Origin of the sequence: Rhizobium centroccidentale (assembly GCF_030182565.1) — a bacterium.
In the GTDB taxonomy this organism is placed as follows: Bacteria; Pseudomonadota; Alphaproteobacteria; order Rhizobiales; family Rhizobiaceae; genus Rhizobium.
The window spans coordinates 74,913-90,384 of sequence record NZ_JAQJCG010000002.1 but is presented as its reverse complement, the minus strand read 5'-3'; the positions used below and the strand labels follow the sequence as shown (position 1 = coordinate 90,384).

Genomic DNA, 15,472 nt, shown 5'->3' with positions numbered 1-15,472 from the left:
TCTGCAGCAGAGCAACACAGGGAGTGAAGGACAAGAAAAATGGTTGAAAAGGTACCGATGACACAGAACGGGTTCGTCAAGCTGCAGGAAGAACTGCGCTGGCGTCAGCAGGAAGAGCGCCCGCGAATCATCGAGGCAATTGCAGAAGCGCGCGCCCACGGCGATCTCTCCGAAAATGCCGAGTACCATGCAGCCAAGGAAGCCCAGAGCCACAATGAAGGCCGCATCAGCGAACTCGAAGACCTGACGGCACGCGCAGAAGTCATCGATCTCACCAAGATGTCCGGCTCGAAGATCAAGTTCGGCGCCAAGGTCAAGCTCGTCGACGAAGATACGGAAGAAGAGAAGATTTACCAGATCGTCGGCGACCAGGAAGCCGATGTGAAGGCAGGCCGCATCTCCATCTCCTCCCCGATCGCCCGCGCCCTGATCGGCAAGGAAGTCGGCGATTCCATCGAGGTCAATGCACCCGGTGGCGCCAAGGCTTACGAAATCCTCTCCGTCTCCTGGGGCTGATCGCCCGTGCGCGATCGTGAGACAGCGCATGCGACCGATCTCCGCGAGATCGAAATCATAGCAACGAATTTCAAACGCCGGCTTTCCGGCGTTACGTCTACGATCGTGCAACTGATCCCCAAGCAGGTGGAGCTCGGCTATCACATCGCCACACTCGGCCCCGGCCTGCCGGAGAACCTGCCAAGGCTCGGTTGGCTCCGCCTGCCCGGTCTCTGGATGAAGCCGCGCCGCTATCGTGTCCGCATTTGGCATGCCCGCCGCAACAACGAAATGCTGGTGGGCTTGCTGCTGCGCTCCGTTCTGCGCATGCCCCTCAAGCTCGTCTTTACCTCGGCCGCCCAGCGCCGCCACACCGGCTATACACGCTGGCTGATCCGCCGCATGGATGCTGTGATCGCCACCAGCACCCGCTCCGGCAGCTTCCTTGAAGTGCCGCACACAGTCATCCAGCACGGCGTTGATCTCAACAGCTTCCATCCGCCGGAGAGGCCTGATGACCGCATGGCCGCAACCGGCCTGCCCGGCACCTATCTGATCGGCTGCTTCGGCCGTGTCCGGCATCAGAAGGGCACGGATCTCTTCGTCAAGGCGATGATCGAGCTCCTACCGCGCTATCCGGACTGGACCGCCGTCGTCTGCGGCCGCGTGACATCAGAGCATCGCGGCTTCAGCGAGCAGCTGGAAAAGATGGTGGCGGATGCAGGTCTCACCGATCGGATCCGCTTCATGGGCGAAGTCGACGATATCAAGCCCTGGTATCGCCGCGCCACCCTCTATGTCGCCCCTTCCCGCAACGAGGGTTTCGGCTTGACACCGCTGGAAGCCATGGCGTCCTGCACAGCCGTCGTCGCCTCGGATGCCGGCGCCTATGCCGAAATGATCGTGCCGGGCGAAACCGGGGCTGTGGTATCTGCGGGCGATGGCGAGGCTCTCACCAGAGCGATCGCCTTCTATCTGGCCAATCCGGAGGAAACCCTTCGCCAAGGAGAAAATGCCGTGCGCCATGTGCGCAGCGAATTCGCCCTAGAAAAGGAAGCGACCGCCATCGGCGACGTCTACAAGCGGCTGCTCGTCGCCAATAAGTGAGCGGATCAATCAGCGGCCGAGATCGATGCGCTTGCGCTCGATGAGATTGATCATCGAACGATCCTCCACCATGTCCTCTTCGATGCTTTTGACGATGGAAAGGACCTTGTCCCGATATTTCGTCGCACTGCTGTCATAGGTCCATCCCCGCGCCAGCTTCTCCATTAGCTCCTGCCGGGATTTCGTATAATAGTGGTTCAGCTGCAGAAAACGGTTCGAATAGAACTCGGGGGACTTCCGCGCACGCCGGGTAAACCGCTTGCCCGCGTCGTTGGCCGTCAGATCGCCGTAAGTCCGCGTCCGGAACTGGTGCACACTGACTTCGGTTACTTCACATGGGTCGACGATACACTTGAAATTGCTGACGTTTTCCTTCGTCGTCATTGGATCGGCGCCACGTTGCGTATAGTTCAGCGTCAACGGCCCATCGGGCGGCGTCTCATGGCCGCTGGTCGCAAACATATGCCAGGGCAACGAGACATTCGGGAAATCGCCGACGGCCTCCAACGCCTGCTCGACCGTCGCGGCCTCCTTTGGCAGCAGGAACTCGTCGACATCGATAAACGCCATCCAGCGGTAATCACCGCCGAAATTCAGGATGGCATGCGCGAAGGTGATGACCTGACCGTTCAGCACCACCGACGTCGCCGCGTCGCGCATGCGCCCGGCCCAGGGAATAATCGTCAACGCATCTTCAGAGAGCAGATTTCGAAGAAACGAGCAGGTCTCATCCGTCGAGCCGTTGTCATAGATATAGAAATGGCGAATGCCGACCGCCCGGTGGAAGCGCACCCATTCCTCGATGTAACGAGCCTCGTTCTTCACACAGGCGGCAATGGCGATGCCATGGCGCCCTGCCCTTGGCTCGGGCGGATCGATGGATAGCTTCTTGGCGTCGGACGCCTTCGGTTTCAGCCAGCGTATAAGCTTCATTCCATCGACCCTAATTTCACAGCAGGCTCGCCGGCTCCGGCAAGATCACGTCTGCGGCTTCAACGCAAACCTGTCGTTGTAACCAAAATCATATTTGAGCAGCGCCGAAACGCGGGAATAGTTGACGAAAGCGACACCGCGCTCGGCTGCGATCTGCCGTGCAAGTACGAGATGCTCGATGATGCGGGCTTCAGCGCGCGCGATGCCGGAAAAAGCGGTATCGCCGGCGGTCTCATAAAAGCGGGGCTCGCCGGCGTTGGAGATATCAATCCCCAGAAAGCCGACTTGATGCTTTGCGCAGTAAAGAGCGAATTGCAGGGCCGAGACGGCAACGGATCCGCCCAGAAAGACCCCGCGATCAGGCGAAAGCGAAAAACCTGCCGAACCCTCAGCATCCAATCGCACATATTGCAGTTTTTTGAGATCGTCGAGGGAGCGCCGGCGCGCGCCATAGGGCTTGCGGATATCGTCGATCAGGATGATCGTCTTGTCCGCCAGCCAACTTTTGTCGATCTCGCAGAGCGCACGCAGCACCGCCACGGAAAACAGGCAAAGCGAACCGGGAGCCACCTTCTCGCGCAGCATATCAAGATGCCGCCAGACAAAACGCTCATCCTCGACTGCAATTGCCAAAGGCTCGGAGATTGTGTCGCCTGACAAGCGGATAGCACCATTCAAAAGAATGGCGCTGCGGAATTCCAGGCCGCTCAGATCGTTATCGCGAATCGATGGGCCTGACCCGACGATGTAGATCGCGTCGCCGCAGCGTTCGCGCAGACGATCCATGCCCGCAAGGCTCGCGACCTTGACGCCGCGGTAAAGTACCTCGCTGACATTCTGGCTGCGGACGATGCTGAGCCCCGGAAACCAGTCCTGCACATGAGCCCGCGAGCCGCCCAGGAAAAGGCGCACGCCAGACTTGATCAGCGACCGATGCCAGGGGCGATCCGCCATCGCCTAGAGCTCCACTAGGCCGAGCTTCTTGACTTGCCGGATGGTCAGCATAGTGCGCACGGTGTCGACATGTTCATTCGCCGTCAGAACTTCGATGACGAAGTCCTGGAAACGGGTGAGATTTTCCGCAACGCAGTGCAGCAGGAAATCACTGTCGCCGGACACCATCCATGCCTGCCGAACGAGCGGCCACGCCGAAGTTGCGCTGGCAAAAGCCTTGAGGTTCGCTTCTGACTGATGCTTGAGACCGACCATGCAGAAAGCCACGAGATCGAAGCCCAGTTTCGGGCTGTTCAGCATGGCGTGATAGCCTTCGATGACGCCGGCCTCTTCCAGCTTGCGCACGCGGCGCAGGCACGGAGGCGCCGAAATGCCGACCCTGTCCGCGAGTTCGACGTTGGTCATGCGTCCGTCCCGCTGGAGTTCCCGCAGAATCTTGATATCGATGGCATCGAGCTCAGCGCGAAGCACTTTTTTGCCTTTCTTTAATTCCCCCTCGCCAGCTTCTATATAAGGCGGGAAAATACGCAAGAAAGTTTCTCTCGCGTAGTTGATTCTTACACAAAGCAGATTTGCTCTGTGTGTAATGCAAGGCTGCCCTTGAATAAATGCATAAGGCAATCATAAATGGAGCGCGGATCGCGAAATCGCCTGTTTTGCGCGCTTGAAGCCGCGCTTTCGCAATCGCCGAATTGAAAGGACTGACTATGCCTGCCCGCCACACGAAGGTGCTCATCATCGGTTCCGGCCCAGCCGGTTACACCGCAGCGGTTTATGCCGCGCGCGCGATGCTGCAGCCCGTTCTGATCGCCGGTCTCGAACAGGGCGGCCAGCTGATGATCACGACTGATGTCGAGAACTATCCGGGCTTTGCCGATCCTATCCAGGGCCCATGGCTGATGGAGCAGATGCTTCAGCAGGCACAACATGTCGGCGCCGAGATCGTCAACGACCTCGTGACCGAAGTCGATACCAGCAAGCGTCCTTTCGTCGCCCATACCGACAGCGGCCAGGTCTGGACCGCCGATACGCTTATCATTGCCACCGGCGCCAAGGCGAAATGGCTGGGTATCGAGAGCGAGCAGCATTTCCAGGGCTTTGGTGTCTCCGCCTGCGCCACCTGCGACGGCTTCTTCTATCGCAACAAGGATGTGATCGTGGTCGGCGGCGGCAACAGCGCTGTCGAGGAAGCACTCTATCTCTCCAATATCGCCAAATCGGTAACAGTGGTGCATCGCCGCGATACCTTCCGCTCGGAAAAGATCCTGCAGGAGCGTCTGTTCGCCAAGGCAAACGTGAGGATACTCTGGAATACCGAGGTTGCCGAGATCACCGGCACGCCGGCCAAGCCGCCGATGTCGCCGTCCGTCACCGGCGCACGCCTGCGTGATACGCGTACCGGCGCCGTCACGGAAATGCCGATCGACGGCATCTTCGTTGCCATCGGCCATGCGCCGGCGACCGAGCTCTTCAAAGGCAAATTGAAGCTCAAGGACAACGGTTATCTCTGGACCGCACCGGATTCGACCGCGACAAACGTCGAAGGCATCTATGCCGCCGGTGATGTGACCGACGATACGTTCCGGCAGGCGATCACGGCAGCAGGAATGGGCTGCATGGCCGCACTTGAGGCGGAACGCTATTTGACCGGGCACATGCCCGTCGCCGTGGCTGCGGAGTGATGCAGCCGATGAGGGGAAACGGCATGCCATTGGACTGGGACAAGCTGCGTATCTTTCACGCGGCTGCCGAAGCGGGTTCGTTCACGCATGCGGCGGATAAGTTGCATTTGTCCCAATCTGCCATCAGCCGCCAGGTCAGCGCTCTCGAGCAGGATGTCGGCATCAAACTCTTCCATCGCCATGCGCGGGGCCTCATCCTGACGGAACAGGGCGAGCTGCTTTATCGCACGGCTCATGACGTTCTGCTGAAGCTCGAAACTGTCAAGATGCAATTGACCGAGACGACCGACAAGCCGAGCGGCAAGCTGCGTGTGACGACGACCGTCGGCCTCGGCCAGGGCTGGCTCACCGACAAGATCCAGGAATTCCTGCAGCTTTATCCCGATATGTCGATCCAGCTCATCCTCGACAATGAGGAGCTGGACGTGAACATGCGTCACGCCGATTGCGCCATCCGTCTGCGCCAGCCGCAACAATCGGATCTGATCCAGCGCAAGCTCTTCACCGTGCACATGCACGTCTATGCCGCCCCCTCCTATATCAACCGCTACGGCGAGCCGCAGTCGGTTGAGGATTTGGACGAACATCGCATCATCAGCTTCGGCGAGCCGGCACCGAACTACCTACTTGATGTCAACTGGCTGGAGATTGCCGGTCGCTCATCCGACAACAAGCGCATTCCGCATCTGCAGATCAACAGCCAGACGTCGATCAAGCGTGCCTGCCTGCTTGGCATCGGCATCGCGGTACTGCCCGATTATATCGTCGGCCGCGACCCGGGACTCATTCAACTCGCGATCAACGCGGACGTGCCGTCCTTCGACACCTATTTCTGCTATCCAGACGAAATGAAGAATGCGGCTAAGCTCAAGGTTTTTCGTGATTTTATCGTCGCGAAAGCGCGCAACTGGAATTTCTGACGAAGGTAAGTCACTGATAACGAACTCTTTTTACGGCCAGCATACCAGCTACGCATATGACGCATAGCTGATATGCACAAATGAGAGTTGAAGCCTGCACATTTAACTACCATATCGCACATAGCTGATGCACACGGTGGCTTTTCCTCCCAGTTCCACCGCATTGGCTGTTCCCCTCTGGAGGTTTTTGACCTTCATACCTATAGGGCCCTGGATCACTCCGGAGGCCCTTTTTTTTGCCTTTTTGCCGCCGACGTAGCAAACGCATAACTGCCATGCACAAAAAAGCATTGCGCACTGCACAAATTAGCATCATAACGCACTCAGCTGATGCACATGGTGGCTTTTCCTCCCAGTTCCACCGCATTGGCTGTTCCCCTCTGGAGGTTTTGACCTTCACACCTATAAGGGCCCTGGTTCATACCGGTGGCCCTCTTTTTTTGCCCAATTTCTAAGCACGCACGTCGGCAGTTCTGCCAAAAATAATATTCAGCGTCGCCCTTGATATATCGAAAACCGTCGATACATAAATCGTAATTATTCGATATTCATGCGGTGAACGCCATGGACAAGAACGAGATATTGAAGGCCTTGGCCAATCCGGCCCGGCTCGAAATCCTCAATCATCTGAAAGATCCGGAAACACATTTCCCGACCCAGGAACATCCGCTGGAGCTTGGCGTCTGCGCCAGCCAGTTCGAGCGCTGCGGCCTGTCGCAATCGACAGTCTCGGCGCATCTCGGCACGTTGCATCGCGCTGGACTGGTGACGACGCGACGACTTGGCCAGTGGATTTTCTATAAACGCAACGAGGAAACAATCGCCGAATTCCTCGAAGCCATGCAAAAGGAGTTGTGAAGATGCGCCTTGCACTCCCCCTGCTCGCACTCAATTCCTTCGCCATCGGCGCGACCGAAAAAGAAGAGGCACCTACCTCTTCCTGATCTCCTCCTCCTCTCTTCTTCTCCCCCTCATAGAAAGGACTACCCCATGACCAAATTATTCGAACCGACGAAGCTCGGCGATATTTCCATCGCCAACCGCATTGTCATGGCACCCCTGACGCGCAACCGTTCGCCGAACGCCGTGCCGAACGATCTGAACGTCAAATATTATGCCCAACGCGCCACCGCGGGCCTGATCATCACCGAAGCAACGGCAATCACCCATCAGGGCCAGGGCTATGCCAACGTTCCCGGCCTTTACAGCAAGGAAGCGCTCGATGGCTGGAAGAAGGTGACGGACGCCGTGCACGCCAATGGCGGCAAGATCGTCGTGCAGATGTGGCATGTCGGCCGTATCTCCCATACAACCCTGCAGCCGAATGGCGGCAAGCCGGTCTCCTCGACCTCCAGGCGCGCTGAAAATTCAAAGACCTATCTGGTCAACGGCGACGGCACCGGCGGCTTTACCGACGTCTCGGAGCCGCGTGCGCTCGAAACCTCGGAAATCCCGGGCATCATCGAGGATTACCGCAAGGCCGCCCGCGCTGCGATCGATGCCGGTTTCGATGGCGTCGAGATCCATGGCGCCAACGGCTATCTGATCGACCAGTTCCTGCGCGGCGATATCAATGACCGTACAGACCAGTATGGCGGCTCGATCGAGAACCGCACCCGCTTTCTGTTCGAAGTGGTCGATGCGGTCTCCAAGGAAGTGGGCGCGGGCCGCACCGCGATCCGCATTTCGCCCGTCACGCCGTCTGGCGATGCCAGCGACCCGGCTCCGCAGCAGCTCTTCACCCAGGTCGTCGAAGGCCTGGCGAAATACGGCCTTGCTTATATCCATGTCGTCGAAGGCCAGACCGGCGGCAAGCGCGACTTCCTGCCCTTCGACTACGACGCTCTCCATGCGGCCTATAAGGCTGCAGGCGGTAAGGCAGGCTGGATGCTCAACAATGCCTATACCCGCGAAATGGCGATCGAGGCTGTAGACAGCGGCAAGGCCGATGTCGTTGCCTTCGGCAAGCCGTTCATTTCGAATCCGGATCTTGTCCGTCGCCTGAAGGAAAACGCACAGCTCGCCCAATGGGACCAGGCAACGCTCTATGGCGGCGGCGCCAAGGGCTATGCCGACTACCCGACGCTCGAAGAAGCAGCCTGATTAGGGCTTCCCAGCCAGATTGCGCTTTCGACAAAGAGCCCTCGCAACCCATGTTGCGGGGGCTCTCCATATCGGCTTCTGAGGCGGGTGAAACGAGCCATTCACGCAGTTTGCAGGCAACCGATCGATACAAGGCTTGCCCTTACCGCCTCATCGATCGGCGTATGCGGCTCTTCGCCGAGCACGGACACCAGCTTGTCGTTCCGCATTTGCAGCGGCACGTCCCAGAGATAGCTCATTTCGCGCAGCTCCCGCATGAATGTCACGAAGGGAGAGGCTAGCGGCACGATCCACCAGGGAAATGATTTTACCTTCACCCTGTGACCAACGACGCGCTGGACGGCCTCGATCATCTGCCTGCCGTCTCCATCCCAATGACCGCGCATATGATAGGCGGCGAAGGCCGGCAGCTGGTCGCCTTTCTCGATCAGCCGGATCATGGTTTCAGCAACATCGGGCAGATAGGCCCATTGATGGCCGACGCCGCGTTTGCCCGGATAGGTCATCGAAGTGATCAGTTTACCTGGCGTCACCATGGCTTGAGAAAACCAGCTGTTGGCGCGCGCACCCCCGAAGAAATCGCCGGCGCGAACGATGATGACAGGGGTATCGCCCTGCTCCGCCGCAGCCTTCAGACGTCGCTCCATCTGCACGCGGATGGCCCCCTTGCGGGTCTTCGGCCGTTGGGCGCTCTCTTCCGTGACAATCGGGAAAACATCGGGACCGAAATTATAGACCGTACCTGGCAGCACGATCCGTGCACCGACCGCCTTGGCGGCGGCAATGGTATTGTCGAGCATAGGCAGGACGACCTTGCCCCAATTGCGGTAGCCGGGCGGGTTGACAGCATGCACGATGACATCCGCGCCTTGCGCCGCCTTCAGAACATCATCCGCCTGCATGGCATCGCCCTGGAACCAGTCGAATTCCGGCTGGCGACGAGCCGCCTCGGCCGCATTGCGGTTCAGCGCCCGAATGCGCCAGCCGCGAAGGGCAAGCCCTTCCGCGACGGCACCGCCGATGCCGCCGGTCGCGCCGAGTATCAGGGCGGTCTTCGTGCTTTCCTTATTGTTGCTCATCGTCATCTCCATCGGTTTCGATGGCCTGACTATGCTTGGTATCGATGATAAACGAAATTGCCGAAAAATCTGCAGATGATATACATAAATGTATGACTCGAGTCGCTGAGCCAAGCTGGGATTTCTATCGCACCTTTCTTGCCGTGCTGGAGCACGGCTCACTCTCGGCTGCTGCGCGCGAACTCGGCCTGACACAGCCGACGGTCGGCCGTCACATCCTTGCCTTGGAGCAATCGGTCGGCGCGGAGCTGTTCACGCGTTCGCAACAGGGGCTGCTACCCACCGATACCGCCCTCGTTCTGAAACCCTATGCCGAGACTTTGGCGAGCACGACCGCCGCACTGTTGCGCGCAGCCTCCGCCTCGAAGGATAAGGTCAGCGGCACGGTACGCATCAGCGCGAGCGAGGTCATCGGCGCCGAAGTGCTGCCACCGATCCTTGCCAAGCTGCAGGCAGGATTTCCGGATCTGATCGTGGAGCTTTCAGCCTCCGATACGGTGGAAGATCTGCTGCAGCGCGAGGCCGATATTGCCGTACGCATGGTCGCGCCGGCGCAAGAAGCACTGCTTGCCCGGCATATCGGCATCATCTCACTCGGCCTCTTCGCCCATCGCAGCTATATCGAGCGGTATGGCAAGCCCGAAACTCTGGAGGAACTGCGTCGGCACAAACTCATCGGCTTCGATCGCCAGACAGCCTATATACGCATGATGACGAAGCGTTATCCGATGCTCGAAGGCGTCTCTTTCAGCTTTCGCTCCGATCACAGCATTGCTCTGCATAACGCCCTGCGCGCCGGCATCGGCATCGGCTTCCTTCAAATTCCCCTGGCAGGCCGCGACCCAGCCCTCGTCCAGCTGTTGCCGGAGATCGAGGTCGAGATCGACACCTGGATCGTCATGCATGAAAATCTGAAGACGTCGCCACGCTGCCGGGTGACATTCGATGCCCTGGTGATGGGTTTGCTCGATTACATTAAGGAAAACAACGTGAAGAACGGATCTTGACCATGGGAACGGCGGTGGAACTGGTGCCATACGACCCGCGATGGCCAGGGGATTTCGAGCGCATCCGCGAAAAGCTCGAACGATTGCTGGCGCCCTGTGTCATGACGATCGAACATATCGGAAGCACATCCATTCCCGGAATCGCAGCAAAACCGCTCATCGATATCGACGTCATCCTGCGCGGCGCAGCCGACGTGCCTGCTGCAACGCAGATTCTTCTCAAGCAAAATTACGAACCCCGCGGCAATCGCTATGATGATGATGTTTGGGCCTTCATGCGACGCGACGGCAGACCGCCGGAACGAATTTATCTCTGCCCGCCGAACAACCGGACCCATGAGCGCAGGGTGATCTTTCGCGATTATCTTCGGGCACATCCTGCAGAAGCGGCAGCCTACGCCACGCTGAAATTGGAGCTCGCCGAAATGCATCGACATGATGGCGATCGCTACACCGCCGAGAAACGTCACTTCGTCGACGCGATTATCGAGAAGGCAGCCGGTCAGCGGCAGATCTAGGCGCCAGGGGCAGTATCGACCGGCGGAAAATGCATCTGGCCGTCGATAACTTCCGTTTCCGGGCGGTCACCGCCGTCGGCATATTCCTCATGCCACTTGCCGCTCTCGTCCTGCCAGCTGATTTCGGCTGAATCTCCCCCGATTTGCTGTTCCGCCGCCACGATCCTGGCGGCCTCCACGGCCTCGGAATGTGTTGGAAACGCTTCCGAATAAACGTCACGGAAGCGATAAGCCCATCCACCGTCATGCGGCACGATTTCGTAAACGACCTTGACCATTCAGACCCTCCTTCTCATCTGCCAAGACCTTCAAACCGGACGTTGCCGGCAGAATCGCGTGCATCTGAGACGGTTTCGAGGATGCCGCTGCATTGTGGTTGGGCAGACCTATTCGCGCAGTATTCCATTAAACCGCGTTAACTGCAAATTTCGCCCTCTTCCTTGCAAGCTTGATGTGCGAACTCCTTGCTTTAGAGTGCAACCGTGAATCGGCGCAAAGGTGGGAAAGTGATCTTAGCGAAGTGGTTTAAGCAGGAAAGAAGCCTGCTGGTAGCATTGATAATTGCCGTTGGCGCCTATGTCGGCGAACATTCCATTCTGGAAATGGGCCAGGGCGCATCAATGATCGCAGCAGCGGCATTGATCGCGACGATCGTACTGGCCTCCATGCGCGTCGCCCATCATGCCGAGACGCTCGCCGTCAAGGTCGGCGACCCCTACGGCACGATGATCCTCACTCTTTCGGCCGTTGCCGTCGAGGTCATCATCCTCGCCATCATGATGAGCGGCGAGAGCTCGCCGACGCTGGTGCGCGACACGATCTATGCCGCCGTCATGCTCGATATCAACGGCATCCTCGGCCTAGCCGCCCTGCTCGGCGGCCTGAAACACGGCGAACAGCCCTATAATGACGATTCCAGCCGGACCTATGGCGTGATGATCCTGACTGCCATGGGCATTTCGATGATCGTGCCGGAATTCATACCGGATGCGAAATGGCACTATTATTCCGCCTTCACCATCGTTGCAATGATCGCTCTCTATGCGCTGTTCCTGCGCATGCAGGTCGGCCGGCATAGCTATTTCTTCAGCTACAGCTATCCGCGCACGGAAAAGAAGCTCGCAGCTGGGGAGGCTGAAGAGCATCATGAAGAGGAATCCACGGCAACTTCGATCGTGACAATCCTGATCGGCGTCGTGCTGATCGGTGCTTTGGCGGAGTTTATGTCAGCCTTCATGGACACCGGCCTCAAGGGCACCGGCGCTCCGCCCGCCATCGCCGCGATCGTCGTTGCCGCCATCTCGGCCGCGCCGGAAATTCTGACGGCGCTGCGCGCAGCCCTCAGAAACCGCATGCAGGCGACGGTCAACATCGCCCTTGGCGCTTCGCTCTCGACAGTCATCCTGACGGTGCCGGTCATGGAGGCGATCGCGCTCTATACCGGCCAGCCCTTCATCATGGCCATGTCGCCGGTGCAGACGGTCATGGTGATGATCACCCTGATCGTCGCCGCCATCAACCTCAACGACGGCGAAACCAACGCCATCGAGGGCATGACCCATTTCATTCTCTTCGCGACTTTCATCATGCTGACGGCGCTCGGTCTTTAATTCCGATTTCAAGGACTTGCGCCGCCAGGCGGATTCAAATTGCGAAGCGCTTGAATCATTTAATGAAGCCGAAACCGTCAGCCTGAATACGAAAAAGCCCGCCATCTCTGGCGGGCTTTCCATGTAAGCTATCGCTGGCCGCTTACTTGCAGGCGCCGCAGAAGCGCTGGATGCGGCGGCAAGCTTCCTCGAGCAGCTCTTCCGAGGTCGCATAGGAGATGCGGAAGTTCGGCCCGAGGCCGAAAGCCGAACCGTGGACAACGGCAACACCTTCCGATTCCAGCAGCTCGGAGACGAAATCCTCATCCGTCTCGATGACCTTGCCGGTCGGAGCCGTCTTGCCGATTAGGCCGGCGCAGGACGGATAGACGTAGAAGGCACCTTCCGGAACCGGGCACGAAATGCCCTTCGCCTGGTTCAGCATCGATACGACGAGATCGCGGCGACCTTCGAAGATCTTCTTGTTGCGCGGAATGAAGTCCTGCGGACCGTTCAGCGCTTCGACTGCAGCCCACTGGGCGATCGAGGTCGCGCCAGAAGTCTGCTGACCCTGGATCATATCCATCGCCTTGATGAGCTGCAGCGGGCCGGCGGCATAGCCGATACGCCAGCCGGTCATGGCATAGGCTTTCGACACGCCGTTCATCGTCAGCGTGCGGTCATAGAGGCTCGGCTCGACTTCGACCGGGGTGGCGAATTTGAAATCGCCATAGGTCAGGTGCTCGTACATGTCGTCGGTCAGGATCCAGACATGCGGATGCTTGACCAGCACGTCCGTCAGCGCCTTCAGTTCGGCATGCGAATAGGCAGCGCCCGACGGGTTGGACGGCGAGTTGAACATGAACCACTTGGTCTTCGGCGTGATCGCCTTTTCAAGATCGGCAGGCTGGAGCTTGAAGCTGTTGGCCTGCGTGGTCGCGACGAAAACCGGCGTACCGCCGCACAGCGCCACCATTTCCGGGTAGGAAACCCAGTAAGGGGTCGGGATGATGACTTCGTCGCCCGGGTTCAGCGTCGCCATGAACGCGTTGAACAGGATCTGCTTGCCGCCGGTGCCGACGATGGTCTGCTCGGGAGCATAGTCCAGATTGTTCTCGCGCTTGAACTTGGCGGCGATCGCCTTGCGCAGTTCCGGGATGCCGGCGACCGGCGTGTACTTCGTCTCGCCGCGGTTGATCGCGTCGATGGCCGCCGTCTTGATATTATCGGGCGTATCGAAATCCGGCTCACCGGCGCCGAGGCCGATCACGTCGCGTCCTTTTGCTTTCAGCTCGCGCGCTTTCTGGGAAACGGCGATGGTGGCAGAAGGCTTTACACGGGAAAGAGCGTCGGCAAGAAAGGCCATGGTGATCGGTCCTATTCGGTTGAAAATGGCAGAAAGCCTGTGGACCAGATTTCTGCGCTAAGCTCTATGTCGAATATGGACCGACGTTTCAAGCACAAAGGCGTCACAGTGGCTTTATTTCATGGCTTTCCGGGCTCCGCACGCTAGCTTTTCTTACCCGGCTAGAAGCCTGCCCACGAGACCAGGCGCCGCTTTCGCCGAGGACAGATCAAGCGTAGCCGGGCACCGTAGCCCCTCTGAACTTGAATCATCACGCGAAGCACCTGAATCGGATTCTGAAGACGGCGAAAATTTCCAATAGAGATCAAATACTTCATGAATATCCGATTCTCAGAAGGCAAGCTGCACACCTCCTTACGCGGGAAATACCTCGCCTACACGCGGGTTCGGAAGACCCGAAAAGCTTCTTTCAGCCGGAAGCGAGAACACAAAGACGTTATCGGTTCCACAACCAGCCTTGAACGGCAGTCGAACGGCCCCACCTTGCGAAAACAAGACTCTTGGGGAGGTCGAACGGATGCACAGGGCCAAAACAGGATCAGGCAGAAGCGGATTTACGATCGCTTTGATGGTCTGTGCCCTGCTCGCGGGAACACCGGTGCTCGCCGCGCCGGCACAGACCATCAAGACGCAAAAGGTTGATGTCAAAGTCGAGAAGATAGCGACAGGGCTCGAGCACCCCTGGGCGGTGGAAGTGCTACCAGATGGCGCTTACCTCGTGACCGAGCGGCCCGGCCGTATGCGTCTTGTCCGCGATGGGAAAGCCTTGGCCCCGATTTCCGGCGTGCCAGAGGTCTATGCGCGCGGCCAGGGTGGCCTGCTCGATGTCGCCCTTGATCCGAAATTCCCAAGCAACCGCACTCTCTATTTCACGGCTTCCGTGGCAGGCGATGGCGGAAGCGGCACGGCCGTCTTTCGCGCCAGACTATCGCCGGACGAAACTCGGCTGACCGATGTGAAGCGTATCTTCCTGATGAACAAGCTGTCGCGCGGCAATATCCAGTATGGGTCGCGCATTGCGATTGCCCGCGACGGCAGCCTCTTCGTCAGCCTCGGCGACCGTGGTCAACAGGACCGCGCCCAGGATTTTCAGGACGATGCCGGCTCCATTATCCATATCGAAGCCGATGGCAGCATTCCCGCCGACAATCCGTTCACGGACGGCAAAAGCGCTCTGCCGGAAATCTGGTCGAAGGGCCATCGCAACCCACAGGGCATCACTTTCGACAGCCAGACGAACAGGCTCTACACTGCAGAGCACGGCGCCCGAGGCGGCGATGAGATCAACACGCCCGAAGCTGGCAAGAACTATGGTTGGCCAGTTATTTCCTACGGCGTCAATTACAACGGCACGAAGATCGGCATCGGCACGGCAAAGCCCGGTATGGAGCAGCCCCGTTTCTATTGGGATCCATCGATCGCCCCGGGCGCCATTGTCGTCTACCACGGCAAGATGTTTCCTGAATGGAACGGCGATTTCCTCGTCACGGCACTGAAGTTCGAGCTGCTCTCACGGTTGAGCCAGGATGGCAAAGGCAAGATCACCGAACAGGAACGTATGTTTGACGGCGAATTCGGGCGCTTACGTGATATTACGGTCGCGCCAGATGGCGCGCTGCTGGTCACGACCGATGAAGACAACGGTGCGCTTCTGAGGATTTCGAGAGCCGCGAGCTAGGCTCAGCGCTCCGCTCCGGGCAGCTTTCGGCCTTGCCGCGA

General features: G+C 58.7%; 16 protein-coding genes. 10 read left to right on the top strand and 6 right to left on the bottom strand.

All coding sequences use genetic code 11. The features are described 5' to 3' along the window. The first annotated feature begins 39 nt into the window (after positions 1-39). Together greA and PH562_RS02295 are read left to right on the top strand one after the other, a co-directional pair. Positions 40-516 (top strand): transcription elongation factor GreA, encoded by a 477-nt coding sequence (greA, locus tag PH562_RS02300; RefSeq protein WP_113230320.1) that lies wholly within the window; start codon positions 40-42, stop codon positions 514-516. Between the two features lie 6 nt (positions 517-522). Next, positions 523-1,602 carry a glycosyltransferase family 4 protein gene (locus PH562_RS02295; RefSeq protein ID WP_285171249.1) on the top strand — a complete coding sequence of 360 codons (1,080 nt, stop codon included), beginning with the start codon at positions 523-525 and terminating at the stop codon, positions 1,600-1,602. Between the two features lie 9 nt (positions 1,603-1,611). Here the strand turns inward: PH562_RS02295 and PH562_RS02290 are convergent, their stop codons facing one another. The 3 genes from PH562_RS02290 to PH562_RS02280 are packed head-to-tail and all read right to left on the bottom strand — an operon-like array spanning position 1,612 to position 3,960. After that, positions 1,612-2,535, bottom strand: a complete 924-nt coding sequence (locus PH562_RS02290) for a glycosyltransferase family 92 protein (RefSeq protein WP_285171248.1) — start codon at positions 2,533-2,535, stop codon at positions 1,612-1,614. 45 nt (positions 2,536-2,580) lie between these two features. Then, entirely contained in the window at positions 2,581-3,489 is a 909-nt protein-coding gene (locus PH562_RS02285; RefSeq protein WP_285171247.1) for a glycosyl transferase, read from the bottom strand. A 3-nt stretch (positions 3,490-3,492) separates the two neighbouring features. Next, complete coding sequence (locus PH562_RS02280; protein ID WP_015340578.1) at positions 3,493-3,960, bottom strand: Lrp/AsnC family transcriptional regulator; 468 nt, start codon at positions 3,958-3,960, stop codon at positions 3,493-3,495. Positions 3,961-4,196: 236 nt separating this feature from the next. Here PH562_RS02280 and trxB point away from each other — a divergent pair, with 236 nt between their 5' ends. From trxB to PH562_RS02260, 4 genes are all read left to right on the top strand, one after another. Further along, on the top strand, positions 4,197-5,171 hold the full coding sequence (gene trxB, locus PH562_RS02275) for a thioredoxin-disulfide reductase (protein WP_285171246.1): 975 nt from the start codon (positions 4,197-4,199) through the stop codon (positions 5,169-5,171). Positions 5,172-5,194: 23 nt separating this feature from the next. Next, positions 5,195-6,091 carry a LysR family transcriptional regulator VtlR gene (locus PH562_RS02270; RefSeq protein WP_113230315.1) on the top strand — a complete coding sequence of 299 codons (897 nt, stop codon included), beginning with the start codon at positions 5,195-5,197 and terminating at the stop codon, positions 6,089-6,091. 564 nt (positions 6,092-6,655) lie between these two features. Then, the gene (locus PH562_RS02265) at positions 6,656-6,949 is read left to right on the top strand and encodes an ArsR/SmtB family transcription factor (RefSeq protein WP_112344094.1); all 294 of its coding nucleotides are present in this window, start codon (positions 6,656-6,658) and stop codon (positions 6,947-6,949) included. 132 nt (positions 6,950-7,081) lie between these two features. Then, positions 7,082-8,194 carry an alkene reductase gene (locus PH562_RS02260; RefSeq protein ID WP_285171245.1) on the top strand — a complete coding sequence of 371 codons (1,113 nt, stop codon included), beginning with the start codon at positions 7,082-7,084 and terminating at the stop codon, positions 8,192-8,194. A gap of 101 nt (positions 8,195-8,295) precedes the next feature. Here the strand turns inward: PH562_RS02260 and PH562_RS02255 are convergent, their stop codons facing one another. Next, on the bottom strand, positions 8,296-9,273 hold the full coding sequence (locus tag PH562_RS02255; RefSeq protein ID WP_285171244.1) for an SDR family oxidoreductase: 978 nt from the start codon (positions 9,271-9,273) through the stop codon (positions 8,296-8,298). Between the two features lie 92 nt (positions 9,274-9,365). On the opposite strand from PH562_RS02255, the gene PH562_RS02250 reads away from it, so the two are divergent. After that, positions 9,366-10,280 carry a LysR family transcriptional regulator gene (locus PH562_RS02250; protein ID WP_285171243.1) on the top strand — a complete coding sequence of 305 codons (915 nt, stop codon included), beginning with the start codon at positions 9,366-9,368 and terminating at the stop codon, positions 10,278-10,280. Between the two features lie 2 nt (positions 10,281-10,282). Next, the gene (locus tag PH562_RS02245; protein WP_285171542.1) at positions 10,283-10,798 is read left to right on the top strand and encodes a GrpB family protein; all 516 of its coding nucleotides are present in this window, start codon (positions 10,283-10,285) and stop codon (positions 10,796-10,798) included. Here PH562_RS02245 and PH562_RS02240 read toward each other — a convergent pair. Beyond that, positions 10,795-11,076, bottom strand: a complete 282-nt coding sequence (locus PH562_RS02240; RefSeq protein ID WP_092711617.1) for a DUF2188 domain-containing protein — start codon at positions 11,074-11,076, stop codon at positions 10,795-10,797. The genes PH562_RS02245 and PH562_RS02240 overlap by 4 nt on opposite strands. Before the next feature lie 324 nt (positions 11,077-11,400). Between PH562_RS02240 and PH562_RS02235 the strand changes: the two genes are divergently transcribed. After that, on the top strand, positions 11,401-12,408 hold the full coding sequence (locus PH562_RS02235) for a calcium:cation antiporter (protein WP_483315312.1): 1,008 nt from the start codon (positions 11,401-11,403) through the stop codon (positions 12,406-12,408). Positions 12,409-12,550: 142 nt separating this feature from the next. Here the strand turns inward: PH562_RS02235 and PH562_RS02230 are convergent, their stop codons facing one another. Beyond that, positions 12,551-13,753 (bottom strand): pyridoxal phosphate-dependent aminotransferase, encoded by a 1,203-nt coding sequence (locus PH562_RS02230; protein WP_113230308.1) that lies wholly within the window; start codon positions 13,751-13,753, stop codon positions 12,551-12,553. Positions 13,754-14,270: 517 nt separating this feature from the next. Here PH562_RS02230 and PH562_RS02225 point away from each other — a divergent pair. Beyond that, complete coding sequence (locus PH562_RS02225) at positions 14,271-15,431, top strand: PQQ-dependent sugar dehydrogenase (protein WP_285171240.1); 1,161 nt, start codon at positions 14,271-14,273, stop codon at positions 15,429-15,431. Positions 15,432-15,472: the final 41 nt, after the last annotated feature.

Coding starts and splice junctions, on each gene's coding strand:
- greA (WP_113230320.1), top strand. CDS start 40: ATGGTTGAAAAGGTACCGATGACACAGAACGGGTTCGTCAAGCTGCAG.
- PH562_RS02290 (WP_285171248.1), bottom strand. CDS start 2,535: ATGAAGCTTATACGCTGGCTGAAACCGAAGGCGTCCGACGCCAAGAAG.
- PH562_RS02285 (WP_285171247.1), bottom strand. CDS start 3,489: ATGGCGGATCGCCCCTGGCATCGGTCGCTGATCAAGTCTGGCGTGCGC.
- trxB (WP_285171246.1), top strand. CDS start 4,197: ATGCCTGCCCGCCACACGAAGGTGCTCATCATCGGTTCCGGCCCAGCC.
- PH562_RS02270 (WP_113230315.1), top strand. CDS start 5,195: ATGCCATTGGACTGGGACAAGCTGCGTATCTTTCACGCGGCTGCCGAA.
- PH562_RS02265 (WP_112344094.1), top strand. CDS start 6,656: ATGGACAAGAACGAGATATTGAAGGCCTTGGCCAATCCGGCCCGGCTC.
- PH562_RS02260 (WP_285171245.1), top strand. CDS start 7,082: ATGACCAAATTATTCGAACCGACGAAGCTCGGCGATATTTCCATCGCC.
- PH562_RS02255 (WP_285171244.1), bottom strand. CDS start 9,273: ATGAGCAACAATAAGGAAAGCACGAAGACCGCCCTGATACTCGGCGCG.
- PH562_RS02250 (WP_285171243.1), top strand. CDS start 9,366: ATGACTCGAGTCGCTGAGCCAAGCTGGGATTTCTATCGCACCTTTCTT.
- PH562_RS02245 (WP_285171542.1), top strand. CDS start 10,283: ATGGGAACGGCGGTGGAACTGGTGCCATACGACCCGCGATGGCCAGGG.
- PH562_RS02240 (WP_092711617.1), bottom strand. CDS start 11,076: ATGGTCAAGGTCGTTTACGAAATCGTGCCGCATGACGGTGGATGGGCT.
- PH562_RS02235 (WP_483315312.1), top strand. CDS start 11,401: ATGGGCCAGGGCGCATCAATGATCGCAGCAGCGGCATTGATCGCGACG.
- PH562_RS02230 (WP_113230308.1), bottom strand. CDS start 13,753: ATGGCCTTTCTTGCCGACGCTCTTTCCCGTGTAAAGCCTTCTGCCACC.
- PH562_RS02225 (WP_285171240.1), top strand. CDS start 14,271: ATGCACAGGGCCAAAACAGGATCAGGCAGAAGCGGATTTACGATCGCT.